The organism is Comamonas odontotermitis (assembly GCF_014207855.1).
In the GTDB taxonomy this organism is placed as follows: domain Bacteria; phylum Pseudomonadota; class Gammaproteobacteria; order Burkholderiales; family Burkholderiaceae_C; genus Comamonas; species Comamonas odontotermitis_A.
In genome coordinates, this window is sequence record NZ_JACHKZ010000004.1 from 101,408 (window position 1) to 120,273 (window position 18,866).

At 62.5% G+C, this 18,866-nt stretch carries 21 protein-coding genes and 1 riboswitch; of the genes, 12 read left to right on the plus strand and 9 right to left on the minus strand.

What is annotated here, in order from left to right; translation table 11 throughout:
• Positions 1 to 19 precede the first annotated feature (19 nt).
• Positions 20 to 811, minus strand: coding sequence for a methylated-DNA--[protein]-cysteine S-methyltransferase (locus tag HNP33_RS04910; RefSeq protein WP_184705890.1), 792 nt, complete (start codon positions 809 to 811; stop codon positions 20 to 22).
• A gap of 216 nt (positions 812 to 1,027) precedes the next feature.
• On the opposite strand from HNP33_RS04910, the gene HNP33_RS04915 reads away from it, so the two are divergent.
• From HNP33_RS04915 to HNP33_RS04940, 6 genes are all read left to right on the plus strand, one after another.
• Entirely contained in the window at positions 1,028 to 1,501 is a 474-nt protein-coding gene (locus HNP33_RS04915) for a nucleoside deaminase (protein WP_325064908.1), read from the plus strand.
• 6 nt (positions 1,502 to 1,507) lie between these two features.
• Complete coding sequence (locus HNP33_RS04920) at positions 1,508 to 2,767, plus strand: cyanate transporter (protein WP_184705892.1); 1,260 nt, start codon at positions 1,508 to 1,510, stop codon at positions 2,765 to 2,767.
• Between the two features lie 92 nt (positions 2,768 to 2,859).
• Positions 2,860 to 3,234, plus strand: a complete 375-nt coding sequence (locus tag HNP33_RS04925; RefSeq protein ID WP_184705894.1) for a CidA/LrgA family protein — start codon at positions 2,860 to 2,862, stop codon at positions 3,232 to 3,234.
• Positions 3,227 to 3,952 carry an LrgB family protein gene (locus HNP33_RS04930; RefSeq protein ID WP_184705896.1) on the plus strand — a complete coding sequence of 242 codons (726 nt, stop codon included), beginning with the start codon at positions 3,227 to 3,229 and terminating at the stop codon, positions 3,950 to 3,952. The genes HNP33_RS04925 and HNP33_RS04930 overlap by 8 nt, the downstream gene beginning before the upstream one ends.
• 129 nt (positions 3,953 to 4,081) lie before the next feature.
• Complete coding sequence (locus tag HNP33_RS04935; RefSeq protein ID WP_184705898.1) at positions 4,082 to 5,692, plus strand: glycosyltransferase family 39 protein; 1,611 nt, start codon at positions 4,082 to 4,084, stop codon at positions 5,690 to 5,692.
• Positions 5,689 to 6,477, plus strand: a complete 789-nt coding sequence (locus HNP33_RS04940; protein ID WP_184705900.1) for an alpha/beta fold hydrolase — start codon at positions 5,689 to 5,691, stop codon at positions 6,475 to 6,477. The genes HNP33_RS04935 and HNP33_RS04940 overlap by 4 nt, the downstream gene beginning before the upstream one ends.
• A 78-nt stretch (positions 6,478 to 6,555) precedes the next feature.
• Here the strand turns inward: HNP33_RS04940 and HNP33_RS04945 are convergent, their stop codons facing one another.
• Positions 6,556 to 7,215 (minus strand): NAD(P)-dependent oxidoreductase, encoded by a 660-nt coding sequence (locus HNP33_RS04945; protein ID WP_184705902.1) that lies wholly within the window; start codon positions 7,213 to 7,215, stop codon positions 6,556 to 6,558.
• A gap of 141 nt (positions 7,216 to 7,356) precedes the next feature.
• On the opposite strand from HNP33_RS04945, the gene HNP33_RS04950 reads away from it, so the two are divergent.
• Positions 7,357 to 8,262, plus strand: coding sequence for a LysR family transcriptional regulator (locus HNP33_RS04950; protein ID WP_184705904.1), 906 nt, complete (start codon positions 7,357 to 7,359; stop codon positions 8,260 to 8,262).
• Positions 8,263 to 8,272: 10 nt separating this feature from the next.
• On the opposite strand, the gene HNP33_RS04955 is transcribed toward HNP33_RS04950, so the two are convergent.
• A complete protein-coding gene (locus tag HNP33_RS04955) occupies positions 8,273 to 9,211 on the minus strand; it encodes a DMT family transporter (RefSeq protein WP_184705906.1) in 939 nt (312 codons plus the stop codon).
• A gap of 51 nt (positions 9,212 to 9,262) precedes the next feature.
• On the opposite strand from HNP33_RS04955, the gene HNP33_RS04960 reads away from it, so the two are divergent.
• Positions 9,263 to 10,156, plus strand: coding sequence for a LysR family transcriptional regulator (locus HNP33_RS04960; RefSeq protein WP_184705908.1), 894 nt, complete (start codon positions 9,263 to 9,265; stop codon positions 10,154 to 10,156).
• Between the two features lie 10 nt (positions 10,157 to 10,166).
• On the opposite strand, the gene HNP33_RS04965 is transcribed toward HNP33_RS04960, so the two are convergent.
• The gene (locus tag HNP33_RS04965) at positions 10,167 to 11,363 is read right to left on the minus strand and encodes a sugar transporter (protein ID WP_184705910.1); all 1,197 of its coding nucleotides are present in this window, start codon (positions 11,361 to 11,363) and stop codon (positions 10,167 to 10,169) included.
• 188 nt (positions 11,364 to 11,551) lie between these two features.
• Positions 11,552 to 12,673, minus strand: a complete 1,122-nt coding sequence (locus HNP33_RS04970) for a sensor histidine kinase (protein WP_184705912.1) — start codon at positions 12,671 to 12,673, stop codon at positions 11,552 to 11,554.
• A gap of 20 nt (positions 12,674 to 12,693) precedes the next feature.
• On the opposite strand from HNP33_RS04970, the gene HNP33_RS04975 reads away from it, so the two are divergent.
• Positions 12,694 to 12,957, plus strand: a complete 264-nt coding sequence (locus HNP33_RS04975) for a hypothetical protein (RefSeq protein WP_184705914.1) — start codon at positions 12,694 to 12,696, stop codon at positions 12,955 to 12,957.
• A gap of 391 nt (positions 12,958 to 13,348) precedes the next feature.
• Here the strand turns inward: HNP33_RS04975 and HNP33_RS04980 are convergent, their stop codons facing one another.
• From HNP33_RS04980 to HNP33_RS04995, 4 genes are all read right to left on the minus strand, one after another.
• Positions 13,349 to 13,960 (minus strand): heme-binding beta-barrel domain-containing protein, encoded by a 612-nt coding sequence (locus HNP33_RS04980; RefSeq protein WP_184705916.1) that lies wholly within the window; start codon positions 13,958 to 13,960, stop codon positions 13,349 to 13,351.
• Between the two features lie 371 nt (positions 13,961 to 14,331).
• The gene (locus tag HNP33_RS04985; protein WP_233464394.1) at positions 14,332 to 14,856 is read right to left on the minus strand and encodes a 6,7-dimethyl-8-ribityllumazine synthase; all 525 of its coding nucleotides are present in this window, start codon (positions 14,854 to 14,856) and stop codon (positions 14,332 to 14,334) included.
• Between the two features lie 94 nt (positions 14,857 to 14,950).
• Positions 14,951 to 15,118, minus strand: a riboswitch (FMN riboswitch).
• 220 nt (positions 15,119 to 15,338) lie between these two features.
• Complete coding sequence (locus tag HNP33_RS04990) at positions 15,339 to 16,469, minus strand: branched-chain amino acid ABC transporter substrate-binding protein (RefSeq protein WP_184705918.1); 1,131 nt, start codon at positions 16,467 to 16,469, stop codon at positions 15,339 to 15,341.
• Between the two features lie 133 nt (positions 16,470 to 16,602).
• Complete coding sequence (locus HNP33_RS04995) at positions 16,603 to 16,779, minus strand: hypothetical protein (RefSeq protein WP_221451993.1); 177 nt, start codon at positions 16,777 to 16,779, stop codon at positions 16,603 to 16,605.
• A gap of 217 nt (positions 16,780 to 16,996) precedes the next feature.
• Here HNP33_RS04995 and HNP33_RS05000 point away from each other — a divergent pair, with 217 nt between their 5' ends.
• The 3 genes from HNP33_RS05000 (at position 16,997) to HNP33_RS05010 (ending at position 18,866) form a co-directional block, all read left to right on the plus strand.
• Positions 16,997 to 17,485, plus strand: a complete 489-nt coding sequence (locus tag HNP33_RS05000; RefSeq protein WP_184705922.1) for a hypothetical protein — start codon at positions 16,997 to 16,999, stop codon at positions 17,483 to 17,485.
• Between the two features lie 91 nt (positions 17,486 to 17,576).
• Positions 17,577 to 18,017 carry a hypothetical protein gene (locus HNP33_RS05005; RefSeq protein WP_184705924.1) on the plus strand — a complete coding sequence of 147 codons (441 nt, stop codon included), beginning with the start codon at positions 17,577 to 17,579 and terminating at the stop codon, positions 18,015 to 18,017.
• A gap of 51 nt (positions 18,018 to 18,068) precedes the next feature.
• Positions 18,069 to 18,866, plus strand: a complete 798-nt coding sequence (locus HNP33_RS05010; RefSeq protein WP_184705926.1) for a DUF4124 domain-containing protein — start codon at positions 18,069 to 18,071, stop codon at positions 18,864 to 18,866.

The window sequence follows — 18,866 nt, forward strand, 5'->3', positions numbered from 1 at the left end:
TTCCTCGCTTTGCCTGCCTTTAGAACAGCGGCAGTGTCGCCCCATCGCCCAGCGCAGCGCCTTCCCACTCCAGCAGACTGAGCTTGGTGCGCGTGCCGCCACTGGCCGAAAAGCCTCCTGATCCGCCCTGCGCCGCCAGAATGCGGTGGCAAGGCACCACCGGTGCAAACGGATTGGCGCCCAGCGCCTGCCCCACGGCCCGCGCCAGGCCCCGGCCGCCGTTCGCGCTGCTGACAGAGCCTTCAGCATCGCCGCCCGCCCCCAGATCGGCGGCCAGCTCGCCATAGGTGCGGGTGTGGCCCGGCGCAATCGCCAGTGCCAGCCGGTACACATGCCGGGCAAATTCAGGAACGCCATGCCAGTCCAGCGGAATGTCGTCGAGCAGCGGCAGGCCGTTGGCAGCCCAGCGGCTGGAGCTGAACTGTGCGCGCACATCCGGCAACACCATGCCTGCCGCAGTCAGGCGTGGCTGGGCAAAGGCCCAATCCTCCCTGGCGGCCAATGCGCCCTCTGCACCTTGTGCACGGCCCGCCATCAGAATCTGCACCCCAGCCACCGCCTGCAGCGCAGCCGGGCTCAGATTGCCTGCTGACAATGCCTGCCGCCAGCCACCCGGGCGGCGCCGGGTCGCGCTGTGCAGCACACGGTCGCGCGTGGTGTCGGGCGATGGATCAGGCAGCATTACGGCCACCACGCCTTGCTCACCCCAGGCAACAGCACACACCCCCAGGCGGGTGGTGAACAAGGCGTGGCCCGTGCGGTCGGGCTGCCAGTTTTCATCGTCAGGAACAGGGCGAGTGGTGGGACGCATGCCTGCATCTTGCCGTTTTGCCAGGGCCTTGGCTAGCGCAGCTCGTGAAAAGTCTGCCCGAGACTGCGGTAAACACATCCTCGTACCTCGGCCTTTGCGAAGGAGCCCCCCAGGGTGCGCGCGCCAAAGGCACAATGGACCGCTGTTGTTAATATTCATAAAAAGTGGCTTCGGCGCTTGATCATCAAGCACCAATAGCTCATTGATCAATAGCAAATGATCGAGAAGACCAGTGATGTGGCGTTGATGCGCCAGGCGGTTGAATTGGCACACCAAAACCGCCTTGCCGGTGGCCGCCCCTTTGGGGCCGTGCTGGCGCAGGACGGTGTGGTGATCGCCACGGGCGTCAATGAAATCATCGCCAGCCACGACCCCAGCACCCATGCCGAGCTGCAGGCCATCCGCGTCGGCACCCGCGCCCGCGCCAATCCCAGCCTTGCGGGCCTGAGCATCTATGCGAGCGGCCATCCCTGTCCCATGTGCCTTGCCGCGCTGGTAGCAGGCAATGCCAGGCAGGTGTTCTTTGCGTTCGACAATGCCGATGCCGCGCCCTACAACCTGTCGAGCGAAGGCACCTACCAGCGCCTGGGTATTCAGTTGAATCCGCCACCGCTGCCCATTACCCGCATCGACACGGGCATCTCTGCCGCCCAGCTGTACGGCAACAGCCCCTGGCCGCAGCAGGGCTGAGCGGCCATGTCGTCTGTGACCCAACCGGGCGCCCACGCGGCGCCTGCCATCCAGCCTGCACTCTGGCTGCTGACGGTGATACTTGTCACCCTCAATCTGCGCCCGTTTCTTACCGCGCCGGGCCCGCTGGGCCATGCCATACAGCAAGCCACCGGCATGGACTTGCGAGCTTTCTCCTGGCTCACCCTGCTTCCCATGGCCTTGATGGGCGTAGGCGGCTGGCTGGCGCCCGCAGCTTTGCAACGTCTGGGCGCGCGCACGGCCGTCTGCGCATCGTTGCTGCTCATTGCCTTAGGTTGTGCGCTGCGCCTCGCGCCAGCGGGCAACGCGACCTCCATCTTGCTGATTGCCACTGCCGGCCTGTGCGGCGTGGGCGTCGCCCTGGTGCAAAGCGCTTTGCCGGGGCTGATCAAACGCCAGTCGCCCGGCCATGTAGCGCCGATGATGGGCGTGTATTCCGCCGCACTGATGGGCGGTGGCGCGCTGGGCGCGCAGCTCTCGCCACTGGCCATGCAATGGGGCATGGGCTGGCAGGCGGCGATGGCTATCTGGGCGTTGCCCGTGCTGGCCGCATTGCCACTGGCATGGTGGGCGCTCTCGCGCATTCAGGCTCGTACAGCAGCGCCTCGCACGGGCAGCGCAGTACCCGTCAGCGACACCAGCTGGCTGATGCGGCGGCCCCGCACCTGGCTGCTGCTGATCAGCTTTGGCCTGATGAATGGCGGCTATGCCTCAACAGTGGCCTGGATTGCCCCCTTCTACCAAGGCCATGGCTGGTCGGCCGCGCAAAGCGGGTCGCTGCTGGCCCTCCTCTCTGTCGCGCAGGCCGCATCGGCCCTGGCCATGCCAGCGCTGGCGCGTCGCAAGATCGATCGGCGCGGCTGGATGCTGGCAGCCCTGGCTGCGCAGATCATCGGTTTTGCCGGCCTTGCGCTGTGGCCTGATGCCATGCCCACGGCCAATGCGGTCATTCTGGGTGCGGGGCTGGGCGGCTGCTTTGCGCTCTTCATGGTGCTGGCGCTTGACCATTTGCCCCGCCCCACCCAGGCTGGCGCCCTGAACGCATTGATGCAAGGCGGCGGCTTTGTTCTGGCGGCGCTGGCACCGCTCGTGATGGCGCAGCTGCACCATTGGAGCGGCAGCTGGACCAGCGGCTGGCTCTACCAGGCGGGCATGGCGCTGGCCGTCGCCGTGCTGGCGCTGCGGTTTGCCCCGCAGCACTATGCGCGGGTGATGCAAGCCCCGGTGCAACCGGCCTCTCCCTGATTGCGGCGCTATGCTACGCAAGCAGGCAAAGCCTGTTTGCGCTGCAGCCTGACCCATCAGATTCGATTCTTCACTTTGAAAGGCTCTCTCCCATGCAAGCACTGCAAGGAATGGCTTGGCTTCTTGTGCTGCAACTCGCTGGTGAAGCGCTGGCGCGCCTTCTGAACCTGCCGTTTCCCGGCCCGGTGGTCGGCATGCTGCTCCTGGTGGTGGCACTGGGTGTACCCCTGGTGCGCGAGCCGGTACAGGCCACGGCGCGCTTCTTGCTCTCGCACCTGTCGCTGCTGTTTGTGCCGGTGGGTGTGGGTGTCATCACCCACCTCGATCTGCTGCGCAACTATGGGCTCAAGCTGATGCTGGTGATTGCCCTGTCCACCTGGGCCGGCATGGCCGTCACCGTGCTGCTGGTGCGCGTGTTGATGCGAGATCAGTTTGCAGGCAACCAGAAGGAGTCTGGCGATGCCTGATTTCGTTCAGCTCTGGGTGTACCTGTCGTCTGCGCCGCTGTTCGGCCTGACGGCCACCCTCGTTGTCTATGTGCTGGCCCAGGCGCTGTATGTGCGCTCCGGCCAGGCGCCGTGGGCCAATCCTGTGCTCTGGTCAGTGGTGGTGCTGGGTTCTGCCCTGATGGTGACAGGCGTGTCCTATCCCACCTACTTTGCAGGCGCGCAGTTCATTCACTTTCTGCTGGGGCCTGCCGTGGTGGCGCTGGGCTTTCCGCTGTGGGAGCGGCGCGCCGAACTGCAGCGCAGCTGGAGCCGTTTTCTGCTCGCCGCTCTGGCCGGGGGAGCCACGGCGGCCATCGTCGCGGTGGCTGCGGGCTGGGCCGTGGGCCTGACCCCAGAGGTGCTGCGCTCGCTCGCGCCCAAATCGGTCACTGCGCCGGTCGCCATGGGGGTGGCAGAGAAAATCGGCGGCGTGCCAGCACTGGCCGCCGTGTTTGCGGTGCTGACCGGCCTGGTCGGTGCGCTCTCGGCACGGGCCCTTTTCAAGCTGCTGGGTGTGGGCACCAGTGATCTGGACTGGGTCGCCCGTGGCTTTGCCCTCGGAACCGCCTCGCATGGCATTGGTGCCGCGCGCGCCCTGCAGGTAAACGCCGACGCCGGCGCCTACGCAGGCCTCGCCCTGAGTCTGCAGGTGTTGCTGGCGGCGCTGCTGATGCCACTTGTAGCGCGCTGGTTCTAACAAATGCCACGTAGTGCAGTACCAACAAATACAAGCCGCTATAAAAACAAGAGTGATTCAGCGCCTGCACCAAGCCCGATATGATCAAGGCATCACGATGAGCTATCAGATGGTGACTGTATTTTGGCAATGAGTGCTTCTTCCGGAACCACGGCGCATGCGCCCAGCCGGGCGCCCTGGCTGTGGATTGCCGCGCTGGCCCTGCTGGTGATCATGACGCGGCTGTGGATGTCTTCCGCTGTCTCGTGGGACCAGAACGAGCAGTTGGTCTGGTCGCAACGGCTGCGGCTGGGCTATGGGCCGCAGCCACCGCTCTATACCTGGCTGCAATGGGCGGTGAACCTTGTACTGGGGCCGACCACCCTGGCAGTGGGGCTGGTCAAGAACTCCCTGATCGCACTGACCTTTGTGTTCATGCTGCTGGCGGCACGCCAGGTGCTGCCCGAGCGCACCGCGTGGCTGGCGACGGCGGGCCTGGCCTGGTTGCCAGGCATTGGTTGGCAACTGCTGCGCGACCAAACCCACACCGTCATGCTGACCTGTGCAATTGCCTGCACCTGGTGGCTGGTGCTGCGCCATATCCGCAGTCCTCGCCCGCTGGGCTTTGTATGGATCGGTCTGGCAGTGGCCTGGGGGGTTCTGTCCAAGTACAGCTTTGTCCTGGTGGCCGTTGCCCTGCTGGCCGCGGCGTTGACCGTGCCAGCCCCGCGCCGCGCACTGCTGTCACGTGGCTTCTGGCTGGCGCCGCTGGTCACCGTGGTGCTGGTGTCCCCGCATGCGTGGTGGGTGCTGGAGCATTGGGACAAGGCCAGCGGCTCCACGCTCGACAAACTGCACCCCGCCGACACGCCTTCACGCCTGCACGGCCTGGCCACGGGCTCAGGCGATCTGCTTGCCTTTTTGCTACTGGCAGTGCTGCCCTGGCTGCTGATGGCGACCTATACGCTGGGTAAATTCTGGAAAGCACCCGCTGCACCCGCCGCATCCGCTGACAGCAAGCACACCAGCTCCCTGCCTTGGGTGGAGCCTCTGCTGCGCCACTACGCCATCGTGGTGGTGGGGGCATTGGCGTTGATGGTGCTGGCAGGCGCTTCCAAATTCGATGGCCGCTGGATCCAGCCCTTGCTGCTGATGGCTCCGCTGTGGGCGCTGTCGCGCTGGCCGCAGGCGGGTAACAACGCAAGAGGCGCGCGGCGCTATCTGACGGCGTGCCTGACCATCCTGGTGCTGATGTGCGCGATTGCCATGCTGGCGCCGTTGCGCGATGCCCAGCGAGGCAATGGCGACCGGCTGAACTGGCAGCTGGATGCCATCGCCGCCAGTTTGCGCAATGCCGGCTTCGACGGCCATGGGGTGATTCTGGCCGAACACCACACCACAGGCGGCGTGCTCCACATGCTCTTTCCACAGGCCAAAGTGGTGGTCTGCGATGCCGATGACCCCGGTTTTCACCTCGGCTGCGCCTGGCGCAAGGCCGAGCGGGCCCGTGCGAAAGGTTTGCCGCTGCTGCAGGTATCGACCGAAACTCCGGCACCTGACGCCTGGTGGTGGGCTGCCTGGCCGATAGGCAGCATGCCCGAATGCCAGATCCATAACCTGCCCTACCGCTGGACTGATCCGGCCCAGGCGCAGATGCAGCTTGAATTCATCGTCTACCCGGCAGACACATCCGCCCCGGTGTCCGCTCCGGTCGCCGCTCGCCCCACCCTGCATGCCTCTGCGCACAGCCACTTGCAATGACGACCATCGCCACCCAGCAACACTGGATCAACGCCCCTGAAGGACGGCTTTTTGCGCAATCATGGACGCCCTCTGGCAGCGAAGCCCGCGCGCCCATCGTGATGCTGCACGAGTCGCTGGGCAGCGTCGCCCTGTGGCGGGATTTTCCGGCCCAGCTGGCACAGGCCACAGGCCGCCGGGTGGTGGCGTATGACCGGCTGGGTTTTGGCCAGTCAGACGCGAGGGATGGTCTGCCCGATCTCGATTTTGTGGCGCAGGAAGCCGTGCGGTACTTTCCGGCCGTGCGCGAACAGTTGCAACTGGCAAGCTACGTGCTGCTGGGCCACAGCGTGGGTGGCGGCATGGCGGCGGAAATTGCCGCGCGCGCCGGCAGCGAATGCCGGGCGGTGATCACCATCGCCGCGCAGGCGCTGGTGGAGTCGCACACGCTTGCAGGCATCCGCGAGGCCCGCGCCCGGTTTCAAGAGTCTGAGCAGCTGGCGCGCCTGGCCAAATACCATGGTGACAAGGCGCGCTGGGTGGTGGACGCCTGGACCGAAACCTGGCTGAGCCCCGCCTTTGCCAACTGGTCGCTCGACAGCACCCTGCCCCGGCTCAGCAGCCCGCTGCTGGCGCTGCATGGCGAGCTCGACGAGTATGGCTCTGCCGCCCAGCCCGCCCGCATCACCCGGCTCGCTGGCGGCGGCGGACATTGCGAAATTCTGCCCGGCGCGCGCCACATGCCGCACCGCGAGATGCCCGAGCAGGTGCTCTTGCACATCGCGCAGTTTCTGAAGAACATTTGAAGCTACCAAAACAATAGCTGCTGGCGCTTTACGGACAGGCGCCAGCAGCTAATTTTGTGATCTATCAGCGACTGATTCTCAGTAGGCAACGGTAAACCGCTGCTGCAGATGCGTGTTCTGCTCCAACGCATCGACCAGGGCCACCGCCAGATCCTGCACCGAGATATCCCCGACCTGCCCGCCCGCCTGCATCAGGGGCTCATCCTTGCCGGAGCGGTAGTGGCCCGTGCGGCCCTGCGCCTGCGCCGCAGACCCGCCATGAAAACCCACGGCAGGGCTGAGCATCGTCCAGTCCAGGTGGTGCTCCTTCTGCAGCTCGGTGTACATGTCACGCGCTGCGCTGGCTCCTGGCTTGATGGCAGCAGGAAACTCAGGCGAATCCACCAGTTGCTGGCCGTTGACGAACAGGCTGCCCGCGCCGCCCACCACCAGATAGCGCTTGATGCCCGCCGCCTTGACACCTTCCACAATGGCGCGCGATCCGCGCATGAAATCGTCGTAGATATGCGGATTGGTCCAGCCCGCGTTGTAGGCGCTCAGCACGGCGTGGCTGCCTGCCACTGCGTTTTTCACGGCATCGGCGTCCATCACATCGGCCTGCACCACTTTCAGGTGTGGCTGTGCGGCGATTTTTTCGGGCTGGCGAGCAAGCGCCACCACCTCGTGGCCGCGTTGCAGCAGCTCGTTCAATACGGCAGCGCCTACAAATCCGGTGGCGCCAATCAGTGCGACTTGCATGGTGAATTCCTTGGTCAAAATGAAAAGAAGGCGTCTGGTGCGCCAGTGGTGTGCGTAGGCCTCTACTGTAGATTGCGACCGTTCATTTGATAATTCATCAATTTCTGCAATGATTGTTTAGCTCTACTTCAAAATTACCCCATGGAAGACCTCAATCGCATGGCCGTGTTCGCCACCGTGGTGGAGCAAGGCTCCATGAGTGCCGCCGCGCGCACTCTGGGCATGACAGCATCGGCCGTCAGCCAGCACATTCGGCAGTTGGAAGCGCAATCGGGCTTGCCTCTGCTGCAGCGCACCACCCGCAAGCACAGCTTGACCGAAGCGGGACAACGCTTCTATGCGCAATGCGCCGTCATGTTGCAGGCAGCCCGCCAGGCCCGCGCCGAGCTGGAAGCCGAACGCGAAGAGCCAGTGGGCGAGCTGCGCATTGCCGCCGTGCTGGGCCTGGCCGCCCCACTGGGCCGCGCGCTGGCGCCCTTGTTGCATGCCCACCCGCAACTGCGTCTGCAGTTGCTGCTGGACGACGCGCACACCGATCTGGTCTCGGAGCGCATTGACCTCGCCGTGCGCCTGGGCAGCCTGCCCGATTCCAGCTGGGTGGCCCGCCCGCTGGGTCGCCTGCCCTGGTGGATCTGCGCGGCGCCCAGCCTGCTGGGCCCGCAAGCCCGGCTACCCGAGCATCCTCAGCAACTGCAGACCTTGCCGTGGATCGTGCGCAACACCGGCAAGACCCTGGTGACAGAGCTGCGCCTGCAGCACCTGGCCACGGGAACCAGTGCACAGTTGCACACCACGCCGCGCATCATCTGCAACCAGCAACAAGGCCTGCAGCAGCTGTGCAGTGAAGGCCTGGGCCTGGCCAGGCTCTTTTCGCTGGACGTTGCCGAGCCCGTGGAGCGCGGCCAGTTGCTGCGTCTGCTGCCCGACTGGGACTGCGGCAGCCTGGACATCTGGGCCATCACGCCGCAGCGCCACGCCCTGCCCGCGCGCGTTCGCCTCGCGCTGGCGGCACTGCAGGCACACTTTGCACCATTGGCCATGCCATGAACCATGGGCACTACCGCACTGGTTTGCCCGCCCGGCTCTCCATGCGGTGATGGCCCCAGTTCATCAGCAGCATGCCCAGGATCGCCAAGGCGCCGCCATGCAGCAGCGATGCGGTAAAGGGCTCATTCAGCCAGAAACTGGAAAAAACCATGCCGAACAAAGGCACCAGCGCCATATAGGCTGCGGCGGCTCCAGCCCCCAGCACTTTCACACCGTTCAGATACCAGGCGTAGGCAAGTGCCGTGGCACCCAGTGCCAGCGCTGCGATGCTGAGCCACGCCTGTGCAGGCGCATCCGCCAGACTCCGCCACGCCGCAGGCCCCTCCAGCACCAGACTTGCAGCCAGCAACAGTCCGGCGCCGATGGCGGCTGTCACGGTCGTGGTGGTGAGCGGATCGACACGGGCGAGCACCATCCGCCCAATCAAGGTATAGGCCACCCAGCAAGCCGCGCAGCCCAGCAGCAGCAACTCCCCCGCGCCAGCGGCCGAAGATGGCAAGAAAACCAAAGATCCGCCACTGAGCGCATACAGCGCACCGGTCACGGCCAGCACCAGGCCCAGGCACATGGGCATGCTGACGGCTTCGCGGAACAACAACACGGCAAACAGCATGGTCAGTACCGGGTTGAGTGCCACCACCATCGCCGCCTTGCCCGCCGGTACGGTTTGGAGCGCCAGCATGAAGAACACCGAATACCCAAGCACGCCCACGGCAGAAGCGCATGCCAATCCCATCCACTGCCGCGAGCCGAGGGCCCACAACGCGCCAATGCGCCCGCTGCGGCGCAGCCACAGCAAAAGCACTGCACTGGCCAGCAGAAACCGCAAGCTGGCCGCTGCAAGCGGCGGCATGGCCTGTGCAACAACCCGCCCCCAGGGCCAGGAAGCGCCCCATAAGGCAGCCATGCCAACCAGACACCAGTGTGTGGAATACCGTGATGCGTTCATGGAACGCTACTATTCACTTATCTTCATTCATCATCAAATGAGCAAACACTCATGACATTTGCGCAACTGGAAATCTTCTCGATGCTGGCCCGGATGGGAAGCTTCTCCCGCGCCGCCACGGCCCTGGGCATTACCCAGAGTGGGGTCAGCCATGCCATCAAGCAACTGGAGATGGAATGGGATGCCAGCCTGTTCGACCGCGAAGGGGCAGCTGCAACCTTGACCGATGTAGGCACACGGCTGCTCACCCGTGCGAATGACATTCTTCAGCAAAAGGACGCCCTGCAGCAGGAAGCCCTTGCAGAGCGCGGCATTGCACGCGGAACCCTGCGCATCGCCTCGTTTGGCGCCACTTCCTCGCTGCACCTGCTGCCCGGGCTCATGGCACGCTACCAGCAGGCCCATCCATACGTCGAAGTGCAGATTGAAGAAGCGCAAGACAGCGTGGTGGTGCAATGGCTGCTCGCGCGGCGCGTGGAGCTGGGCTTTGTCGTGCTGCCCGACGATCGATTTGACACCCTGCCCCTCGCAGAGGATGAGCTGGTGGCTGTGCTTCCATCCTCACATGCCCTGGCCGGCAAGACGGCCATCTCCGCCATGGATTTTCATGGCCTGCCGTTCATTCGCACCTCTGCGGGCTCGGGCCCGTATATCGATGCCTTCCTGGCAAGCGAAGGCGCCGTGCCCAAAACCCTGTTTCGGTTTGAACAACTCTCCTCAATGATGGGCTTTGTCGCGCAAGGCAATGCGGTCACCATGGCGGCCCGCCTGGCGCTACCGGAGGCGCCAGATGGCATCACCTACCGCAGCCTGGAGCCGCCCCGCCGCAGAGAAATCGCGCTTGCGGCTCTGCGCTTTGACAAGCTCTCGCCCGCTGCGCGCGCATTCATCGACCTGGCACGCAAAGCGCGCAAGCTGGTGGTGCCGGAGACTGTCAGGAGTTAGCTCAACACTGTCAACGCTGCGGCTTTGGCGCAAAGGTACCCACCCAGTACCAGCTGGCAAAAGCGCACCACAGCACCCCGGCCACAGCAATACCACCGCCCACCGGCCCCAGGTACTGCAGGCCCCAGTGCGTGCCGATCTGGCTACCAAGCAAGGCGCCAGCGCCAATGCCTACGTTGAAGAGACCCGAGAAGAGCGACATGCCCACATCGGTGGCGTCCGAAGCCAGACGCAGCACCTTGGCCTGCAGTGGCAACACCATGCACAGCATGGCAACGCCCCACACGGCGCATACCGCATACAGTGCCAGCGGCCATTGCGCGCTGGGCAGCAGCAGCCACAGACAGGCCGTCAGCACAGCCATGGCCGCCAGCAGAAAGCCCCGCGGCCAGCGCAGACCCACAGCGCCGAACAGCACACTGCCCACAATGCCCATGCCGCCATACAGCAGCAGAACCCAGGTGGTCACATCGTTGGACAGGCCAGCCGCACGCTGGATCAAAGGCTCGATATAGCTGTACACGGTGAACTGCGCGGTCACCATCACAATCAGCAAAGCATAGGTGGCAGACAGGGCTGGGCGCTTGAACAGCATCGGAATGCTCTTGGCCGAACCTGCGTTTTCGCTGGGCAGCAGAGGCAGCAGACGCCACAGCACCAGCATCACCGCCAGTGCAACCAGGCCGATGCCGCCAAAGGTAGTTCGCCAGCCCAGGGCTTCACCCACCACGCGGCCCAGCGGTATGCCCAGCACCATGGCCAGGGTCGTTCCCGTGGCCAGCAATCCCAACGCCTGGGGTTTTTTGCCTTCAGGCGCAATACGCACGGCCAGTGACGCGGTGATGGACCAGAACACCGCATGCGCCAGTGCAATGCCCATGCGGCTTGCAAGCAGTACCGGGTAGTTCCACGCAATGGCAGATACGCCATGGCTGACGACGAACAAGGCAAACACACCCATCAACAGCTTGCGACGCTCGACATTCTTGGTCAGCAGCATGCATGGCAGCGAAGTGAGGGCAACGATCCAGGCATAGATAGTCAGCATCAGGCCGACGCGCTCCGTGGTCATACCGTAGCTCGCGCCGATGTCGCTGAGCAGGCCCACCGGTACAAATTCGCTGGTATTGAAGACAAAAGCGCCCATGGCCAGGGCGATCACACCCAGCCAGGCTTGCTGGCGAGTCAAAGGAGAAGATTCAGTCATTGCAAAAAGAGCCGCCAACCTGCCCGCCTTGCGCGGCAGTCGCCCTTCCAAGGGCGGCCTGGCGATGAAAAAGCCGCTGCGCCAAGGCGCAAAGCGGCTCGCCAGTGTGCCAAAAATTGACGCATGCCCTGCCCATGCCGACAAAAGCCCTTTTTGCCTCTCCAGCAAAACAGTCTGCGCTCACCGCGTCAACCCCATCGCAGAGGCAGACAAACGGTAGCGCGAAACCGCCCTCCTTCATTCACGGTTTCCGTAGTCAGTGCAGACCTTGCAGGAAACTGCAACGCGATACGCTCACGCACATTCATCAGGCCAATGCCTGTGCCAAGACTCATCCGGCCTGCAGGGGGAAGAAAGTCGTTCTCCACCACCAGCCGCAACTGGTTGTCGTGAGCGCATGCGCTCACGACAATCTGAACCGGGCCCTGCATGCTGCAGACCCCGTGCTTGACCGCGTTCTCCACCAAAGGCTGCAAAACCAGCGCAGGCACCAGCGCCTTCCCCAGCGATGCTGGTACATCGACCGTCACCTGCATGCGATCGGAAAACCGTTCGCGCTCAATATCCAGATACCCTTGCTGCATGGCAACTTCCTCCTCCAGAGGAATATCCGCAGAAGGATCGAGCGTGAGCGTGGCACGCAGATAGCTGGAAAACGACAGCAGCATCGTCCGCGCCTGATCCACAGCCCGCTCTTCCATCAACCCGGCCAGCGAATTCATGGTATTGAACAAAAAGTGCGGGTTGATTTGATAGCGCAGCGCGCGCATTTGCGCATTCATGGCCTCTTCGCGCCAGGCGTGCATGCGCCGTTCGCGCTCCATCAAATCTGCACTGAAGAGGTAGGCCACAAGCAGGCAGCACCAGCCAAAAACCAGCGCCGATCCGTACAGCATGTTGTAGCTGAAATCGCGCACATCAAATGCAACCTGCTGCGACTCGTACACATTGAGGCTTTGGTCCAGCAGACCAAAAATACATGCAGCCCCCAGCGACAGTGCCACAGACTGGGCAGCCATCGTGCGAAGGCTGCGGCCCCTGCTCCACAGCAAGGCCAGGGATACCACCACGATCATCACCGGAGCAAGGGCAAAAAGCATCATTCGGGCGGCAGTCAGCTCGTAGCGCTCACCCCCCAGAAAGCCGCGCATCACTGTTGTGAGAAAGATGATGGCGACGCTGTATCCGGCAGCCAGCCAGATGCAGGTGCGCAGAATGGAGCGCCGCTCATGGCCAGACCCCGGCGAATGATCCAGATGCGATTTCTCAGGGGCGTCAGGGGCGTCCTCGGGGAAAGGCGAAAATCGCATGCGATGAGGCTCCTTGGGACATGGGCAACGCCCCCGAGTCCCGATTACTGTTGGGGAACGCAAACAATCTTGATACTCGTCATTATCTGAGCCAGCCCGCCAGTGTGCACGGCGAATCTGCGCCGCTGGCGACGAAAAACGCCTGCTGTATTCCTGTTCCCATAGGCACGGGCCGGCCCTGTCACTACCTCGGTGTCTCTATCGCCATCGCTTTGGCGGTGCTCGCACCAACGTTCATCTCCTGGTGCGATGCCTCTCGCCCCGGCAGCCTGCCGTTGGTGTGAGTGTCTGTACAGATAGGAGGCAACCGCAGGCCATGCTGCATCGGAAGCCTCCGGAGAGGATGGTGAACGACGAAGAGGATTCTCTGAAGGGGTACCTGCGGGCACCAGAAACACAATGCGATCCACAGAATGCCGTAGGTGCGAGCCCCGTCACTGCCATGCGATCACGAATGCCGCCACCGGCACAACGCATGCAGGCTGGAATCAGACGCAAGCCATCGCCGCCGCTACCCGGAGACAATGAAAAACCACCAGAGCGCGTTCAGCAAAATGGCCTCCATGCGCCCAACACAAACTAAGGGCAAATGGAGGCCGGAATGCAGAAGTTGCCTGATTCACCCTCCTTTGAAGAGAGTGGCTTCTACCGCTTTCATTAATCGTTTTACTGCTTTTATTGCTTTACACGCTTGAGCGTATTGCTGTCAGAATGGCTGAAATCCTTGCCATAAATGGTGGTCAATGTCGTCTGGTTGTATTTCATGTCGTCACCATTGACTGCCATCGTCATGCTGAACATACGGGTTGTACCGTTGCTTTTCATGAAAATGCTTTCAGCAATGGCCCGATCGGTGCCGACTTCAAATTTATTCTGATCTTCCAACTTGCCTTCGGCAGTAATACAAACTGCACGAGGTACGCAATAGGAATGGAGAATTGTGTTGAATTTTTTATCCCAGATCCAATAACCGACCTGGTCATGGAATTTCTGCTTGTCTGATTTTCTAAATACTTCCTGGTGGTATTGCACCGTGACCAGCTCTTGCTCGCTGGCGTTGGTGGCTCCTGCGCCGGGCACAATGGAAATGCGCTCAAAATAAGGACTCACAGCAGGTGAACCAATAGCGCCAGTCGATTTTTGTGCAGGGGCAATATCATTACCTTTATCCCCTTCCCAAACACCTACCATTTTTGCAAGCGGACCCAGTGGATTCTCTTCGGCCCGTGCAATACCACCAGCCAAGCTGGAACCAATAATTAAAATTGCTAGAAATTTACCGTTCATATCTCTCGTCCTATAAAGTTTCATTATCGATTTCCGACACTCCATTGATCATTGCCGTGGATCAAATGGCGAAACCTTTATGCAAAGAGAAATGCAAATTTATCTGTCTTTGTATGGTTAAAGTGAATCTATGTTCCGAGGTTCGGGAGAAAAGGAATCGTCAGAGTCAGCGCGGCCATGAAAGACTACGTCCCCAGGCAAGCAATCGCCTGCCGGGAAGCTATGGAGCAGCGGCGTAGACGTCGTAGAAAGCGGCCAGCAGAAAGCTCTGGCCTGCGGCTTTGGCCTCAAGCTTCCTGAAGCGCCTTGGGCGTCTCTCCCATTCGCCCGTCTACGATTCGGCCGCTGGTGTTCGCCGCTGTTCGCCCGGCCTACGCAGCAAGGCTGTGCAGGGGCTGCGCCTTGGGTGTGTGTTGCACCTCCAGCGAGCGGTGCAGCTCAACCGTAGCGGCACAGGCGCGGGCCAGCTCAGTGCCTTTCTTGACGAAATGCTGGTGGAAGAAATCGTGGTGCTCTTGCGAGTCGTGGAAATCACGCGGGGTGAGCACGGCAGAGAACACGGGCACACCCGTATCCATCTGCACGCGCATCAGGCCATCAATGACCGCTGTGGTCACAAATTCATGGCGATAGATGCCGCCGTTGACAACCAGCCCACAAGCCATCAGGCCCGCGTATTGGCCACTCTCGGCAAGGCGCTGGAGCATCAGCGGAATCTCGAAGGCGCCGGGGACATCGATGAGATCGATCTGGTCTTTTTTCCAGCCAAGTTCGGCCAGCTGGGCGACAGCCGCATCACGCGCCTGGTGCACGATGTCGGCATGCCACTGCGCGCTGACAATGGCCAGCCGCTGGGCCTTGCCGATGGAATAGGAAACGGGGGACATCTGATTCATGGTGTGTATCCAATAAATTGACCTGAATCAGGGCACGCGAACGCACCACACGCCCGCATGCCGCGCAACGGCAATGCAGGCGCCATGGGGCGCACGCGATTCTCTTTCATCCGGACTGTGACCGTCGGCTCTGGCGTCTCACCAGATCTGCTGACCCCGGCGGCCATGCTGGCTGCCAGGCGCTCGCGGGCTGCTGCAGTCCAACAGATTGCTGGCCACAGATACCGCCGGTGGGGAATTACACCCCGCCCTGAGAATGTTGTGCATCCCGAAGAACGTGTTTACCGCTGCCGCGTTGGAATGCAATCGCGAGAAGATCGTAAATACGCTCTAAGAGTGACACTGGCATTGTAGGCGGCACAACATGCAGCCACTGTCGCCCGGGTTTTAAGAACGTGTTCTAAGCACGCAAGAGCGGTCAGCACAGGGGGAAACGAAACAACCCGCCGAAGCGGGTTGTGGTTCTCTTGCGCTGGAAGGCTTTATTCGCCGATAGGCGTCTTCTTGCCTGCAATGTAGTGGCTCAGGGTGTACAGAGGCACCTTCAACTCACCGTTGTCCTGGAAGGCGATCTTGGCAGTCACGCCGTTGTACTCGGACTTGCGCAGCTCAGGCAGGTACTTCTTGGGATCGGTGGAATCGGCGCGCTGCATGGCATCGACGATCAGCATGGTCGCATCGTAGAAGTATGGGCTGTAGACCTGGAACACACCAGGGTTCTTGGCGTCGTAGCGCTTCTTCCATTCGACACCGCCTGGCATCTTGGCCAGCGAAGCACCGCCGTCCGCGCACACCACGTTTTCCAGCGTCTTGGTGCCGGTCGCCAGCTTGGCCAGTTCAGCCGTGCAGATACCGTCGCCGCCGAAGAATTTCACGTTCGTCATGCCCAATTGCACCATCTGGCGCAGCATGGGGCCAGCCTGCGCATCCATGCCACCATAGAAGATCGCATCAGGCTTTTTGGCCTTGATGGAGGTCAAGATGGCCATGAAGTCAGTGGCCTTGTCGTTGGTGAATTCGGAAGCGACGATCTTGACGCCCTTGGATTCGGCATCCTTCTTGAACACGTTGGCCAGGCCCTGGCCGTAAGCGGTGCGATCGTCGATGACGGCCACGTTCTTGAGCTTGAGCGTATTGGCTGCATAGCCCGCCAGCGCAGCACCCAGCGCGTTGTCGTTGGCGATGATACGGAACACGCCGGGGTAGGCCGGGCGGGTCAGCTCAGGGTTGGTGGCTGCGCCAGTGATGAAAGGCACACCGCAGTCGTTGAAGATCTTGGACGACGGAATGGCCACACCCGAGTTCAGAATACCAGCAACGGCAGCCACCTTTTCGTCGCACAGTTTCTGTGCGGCCGCTGTACCTTGCTTCGGATCAGCAGCATCGTCTTCAGCCACCACTTCAAACTTGATCTTCTTGCCGCCGATTGTCACGCCCTTGGCGTTCAAGTCATCCACGGCAAAGCGCACGCCGGTGACGTTGTCCTTGCCATAGTGGGCCTGTGGGCCGGACAGCGGGCTCATCGTGCCGATCTTCACCACCTCCTGCGCGCCAGCAGCAACTGCCATGCCGGCCACCATCATTGCCACTGCTGCTTTGATACCTTTGTCCATTGCGTAATACTCCATCAAGTGCATCTGTAGTAGATCGCCATCCCCCGCTGCGCCGCTGATGGCACCATGCCACCGCCGCGCAGATTTTGATCGCGTGAACCAGATTCTTGTCCCGCAAAGCCCTGCACCGATATTAGGAGAATTCCTGTAAAAAAAGCGACACAGCCTCGGCGAAATCGCATATAAGCGACGCGCGCATGGCACGGCAAAGCGCAATGCTGCCATGCAACATCGAACGCGATGGCGCACCGGCAACATCGAACAGCTTTTGCGCACCAATTCCCATTGAATGGGCGTCAATACGCATCATTTGTATGCAATCTGCCACGCACACGCTTCTGTAAAGATAGGCAAAACCACCGGCTCCTGGCCTCAGGTGGTCAACCCCTTGTGGTGTTCAAGCGTATTTACATACATGGGCGAATGTTCGCCATACCTCGCACCCAGCAGTTAGCATGGAGGTATTTAACGGGGCGGCTTCCATCCCCTGACACCGCCGCCCTTGTCCGCATGAAAGGCTCCACAGTATGAATCGTCGTCACTTGCTCAGTATGGCTGCTATAGCCGGCACATTGTTTGCCGCGACCGGCTGCGTTGCCACCGGCAGCGATGGCTACTATGGGGATGGCGGGTATGGCTATGGTTACAACCGCCCAGCGGACACCGTCTATGTACGGGATGGCTATTACGACGACCGCTATTACCGCGAACGCGAGCGTGATCGCCAGCGTGCCGAACGTGAGCGTGAACGTGAACGCGAGGCCCGTGAACGCGAACGTGATCGTGACCGCCAGGCGCGTGACCGCGACCGGGATCAGCGCGCCCGTGATGAAGACCGCCGCCGAGAGCTCGATCGCCAGGCCCGAGATCGTGACCGCGAACGCCAGCAGCGCGAACGCGACAACAACCGCAGCCGCTTTGGCAGCAGCTCACAACAACAGGCCGATTGCGCCCGCTACCGCGACCAGGTTCGCTCCGGCAGCGATACCATCAACGTGCCATCGCACCCTTGCTGAGAGGTAAACAGGTGCGGCAGGGCACAAGCCCCCTCCCGCATTGACAGATTTTGTGGTTTCGCCGCCGTCGAGCCACCAGGAGAAACGAAACATGACTATCGCACGACTGGGCACCCTGATGGCCACCATCGCCGGTGCCGCATTGCTGACGGGCTGCGTCGTCGCACCCGTCGATGGCGCCTACTACACCGGTGACGCCTATTCCACCTACTCCAGCGGGTATGGCTATGGCTACAGCGGCTATCCCTACTACGGCGGATCGTCCCTGGTGATCGAGAGCTCGCCCACCTATGTGTATGGCGGCGGGCGCCCCTATTACCGTCCTGGCGGCGGCTACTACCGCCCAGGCCACGGAGGGTATGACCGCCCGCCCAACCATGGCAACCGCCCCAGCTACGTCTCTCCTGGCACGGGCGCGAACATTGGCCGCCCCATTGATGGCGGCGGCGTGCGCCCATCGCGCCCCAGCGGTGGCGGCAGCCGCTTCACCCCAGGCTACCGCGAAACCCGCCCACCGCAGTGGCAGCGCTGACGCGCCTTTTACGCCTTTTGCCCCTATCACCCGGCACGGACATTGAAAACCATGCACCCGCCTTCTGCATCGCATCCCGCCGCCCCTACCGCCTTGCGAGGTAAAGGCTGGGCACTGGCCATCCTCGCAGGAGCCAGCCTGTGGCTGGCAGGACCCCATGGCGCGCAGGCACAGGTGACCCGCTGCACAGACCCCGCTACGGGCAAGGTCACCTATACCGACGGTGAATGCGCGCGAGGCACCAGCGCCACCGAGATCGAGCGCCGCAAGACCGATGAGGAACTGGCCCAGGATCGCGCACGCGAGCGCGAAGCACTGCGCGCCAAGGCAGAGAGGCGCGAGCAGGAGCTGGAGCAGCGAAAGCTCGAAGCCGACGAGCGCACCGCCCAGAACGCCGCCACCCGCAGCCAAGGCCGCCAACGCCCCGATTACGCCAACTCGGCCGCCTGCCACCAGTCACGCGAGCGCTACAACGCCGCCTCTGCTGCTGCAACGGATCGCAGCATGGGCAGCCAGGCGCAGCTGGATGCGGCAAAGCGCCAGATGGAACTCGACTGCATGGGCCCGGAAGCCTATGGCCGCCTGGAAGCCAGTCGCCCGGCACCATCGACAACCGTGGTCACCGACGATTACTGGGATCGCTATCCCCATGGGCGCCCACATCCGCCTCGGCCCCAACCTCAGCCAGTGCAACCTGCCCCGTCCATCACCCGTTGCGATGTGTTCAAGTGCGTGGATTCGCAAGGCTACTCGCACCCGCGCGGCCAGATTGGCGAGACGGCTCCCCGCCCCGTGCAGCCCAGCAACCCGCGAAACTGCCGCAGCCAAGGCGGCAGCGCAGCTTGCTGA

What these genes read in the sequence shown, in the direction of transcription:
- HNP33_RS04995 (WP_221451993.1), bottom strand. Translation starts at nt 16,779, where the DNA reads ATGATGCGTATTGACGCCCATTCAATGGGAATTGGTGCGCAAAAGCTG.
- HNP33_RS04980 (WP_184705916.1), bottom strand. Translation starts at nt 13,960, where the DNA reads ATGAACGGTAAATTTCTAGCAATTTTAATTATTGGTTCCAGCTTGGCT.
- HNP33_RS04910 (WP_184705890.1), bottom strand. Translation starts at nt 811, where the DNA reads ATGCGTCCCACCACTCGCCCTGTTCCTGACGATGAAAACTGGCAGCCC.
- HNP33_RS05000 (WP_184705922.1), top strand. Translation starts at nt 16,997, where the DNA reads ATGAATCGTCGTCACTTGCTCAGTATGGCTGCTATAGCCGGCACATTG.
- HNP33_RS04920 (WP_184705892.1), top strand. Translation starts at nt 1,508, where the DNA reads ATGTCGTCTGTGACCCAACCGGGCGCCCACGCGGCGCCTGCCATCCAG.
- HNP33_RS04930 (WP_184705896.1), top strand. Translation starts at nt 3,227, where the DNA reads ATGCCTGATTTCGTTCAGCTCTGGGTGTACCTGTCGTCTGCGCCGCTG.
- HNP33_RS04915 (WP_325064908.1), top strand. Translation starts at nt 1,028, where the DNA reads ATGATCGAGAAGACCAGTGATGTGGCGTTGATGCGCCAGGCGGTTGAA.
- HNP33_RS04935 (WP_184705898.1), top strand. Translation starts at nt 4,082, where the DNA reads ATGAGTGCTTCTTCCGGAACCACGGCGCATGCGCCCAGCCGGGCGCCC.
- HNP33_RS04925 (WP_184705894.1), top strand. Translation starts at nt 2,860, where the DNA reads ATGCAAGCACTGCAAGGAATGGCTTGGCTTCTTGTGCTGCAACTCGCT.
- HNP33_RS04985 (WP_233464394.1), bottom strand. Translation starts at nt 14,856, where the DNA reads ATGAATCAGATGTCCCCCGTTTCCTATTCCATCGGCAAGGCCCAGCGG.
- HNP33_RS05005 (WP_184705924.1), top strand. Translation starts at nt 17,577, where the DNA reads ATGACTATCGCACGACTGGGCACCCTGATGGCCACCATCGCCGGTGCC.
- HNP33_RS05010 (WP_184705926.1), top strand. Translation starts at nt 18,069, where the DNA reads ATGCACCCGCCTTCTGCATCGCATCCCGCCGCCCCTACCGCCTTGCGA.
- HNP33_RS04970 (WP_184705912.1), bottom strand. Translation starts at nt 12,673, where the DNA reads ATGCGATTTTCGCCTTTCCCCGAGGACGCCCCTGACGCCCCTGAGAAA.
- HNP33_RS04965 (WP_184705910.1), bottom strand. Translation starts at nt 11,363, where the DNA reads ATGACTGAATCTTCTCCTTTGACTCGCCAGCAAGCCTGGCTGGGTGTG.
- HNP33_RS04955 (WP_184705906.1), bottom strand. Translation starts at nt 9,211, where the DNA reads ATGAACGCATCACGGTATTCCACACACTGGTGTCTGGTTGGCATGGCT.
- HNP33_RS04975 (WP_184705914.1), top strand. Translation starts at nt 12,694, where the DNA reads ATGGGCAACGCCCCCGAGTCCCGATTACTGTTGGGGAACGCAAACAAT.
- HNP33_RS04950 (WP_184705904.1), top strand. Translation starts at nt 7,357, where the DNA reads ATGGAAGACCTCAATCGCATGGCCGTGTTCGCCACCGTGGTGGAGCAA.
- HNP33_RS04940 (WP_184705900.1), top strand. Translation starts at nt 5,689, where the DNA reads ATGACGACCATCGCCACCCAGCAACACTGGATCAACGCCCCTGAAGGA.
- HNP33_RS04960 (WP_184705908.1), top strand. Translation starts at nt 9,263, where the DNA reads ATGACATTTGCGCAACTGGAAATCTTCTCGATGCTGGCCCGGATGGGA.
- HNP33_RS04990 (WP_184705918.1), bottom strand. Translation starts at nt 16,469, where the DNA reads ATGGACAAAGGTATCAAAGCAGCAGTGGCAATGATGGTGGCCGGCATG.
- HNP33_RS04945 (WP_184705902.1), bottom strand. Translation starts at nt 7,215, where the DNA reads ATGCAAGTCGCACTGATTGGCGCCACCGGATTTGTAGGCGCTGCCGTA.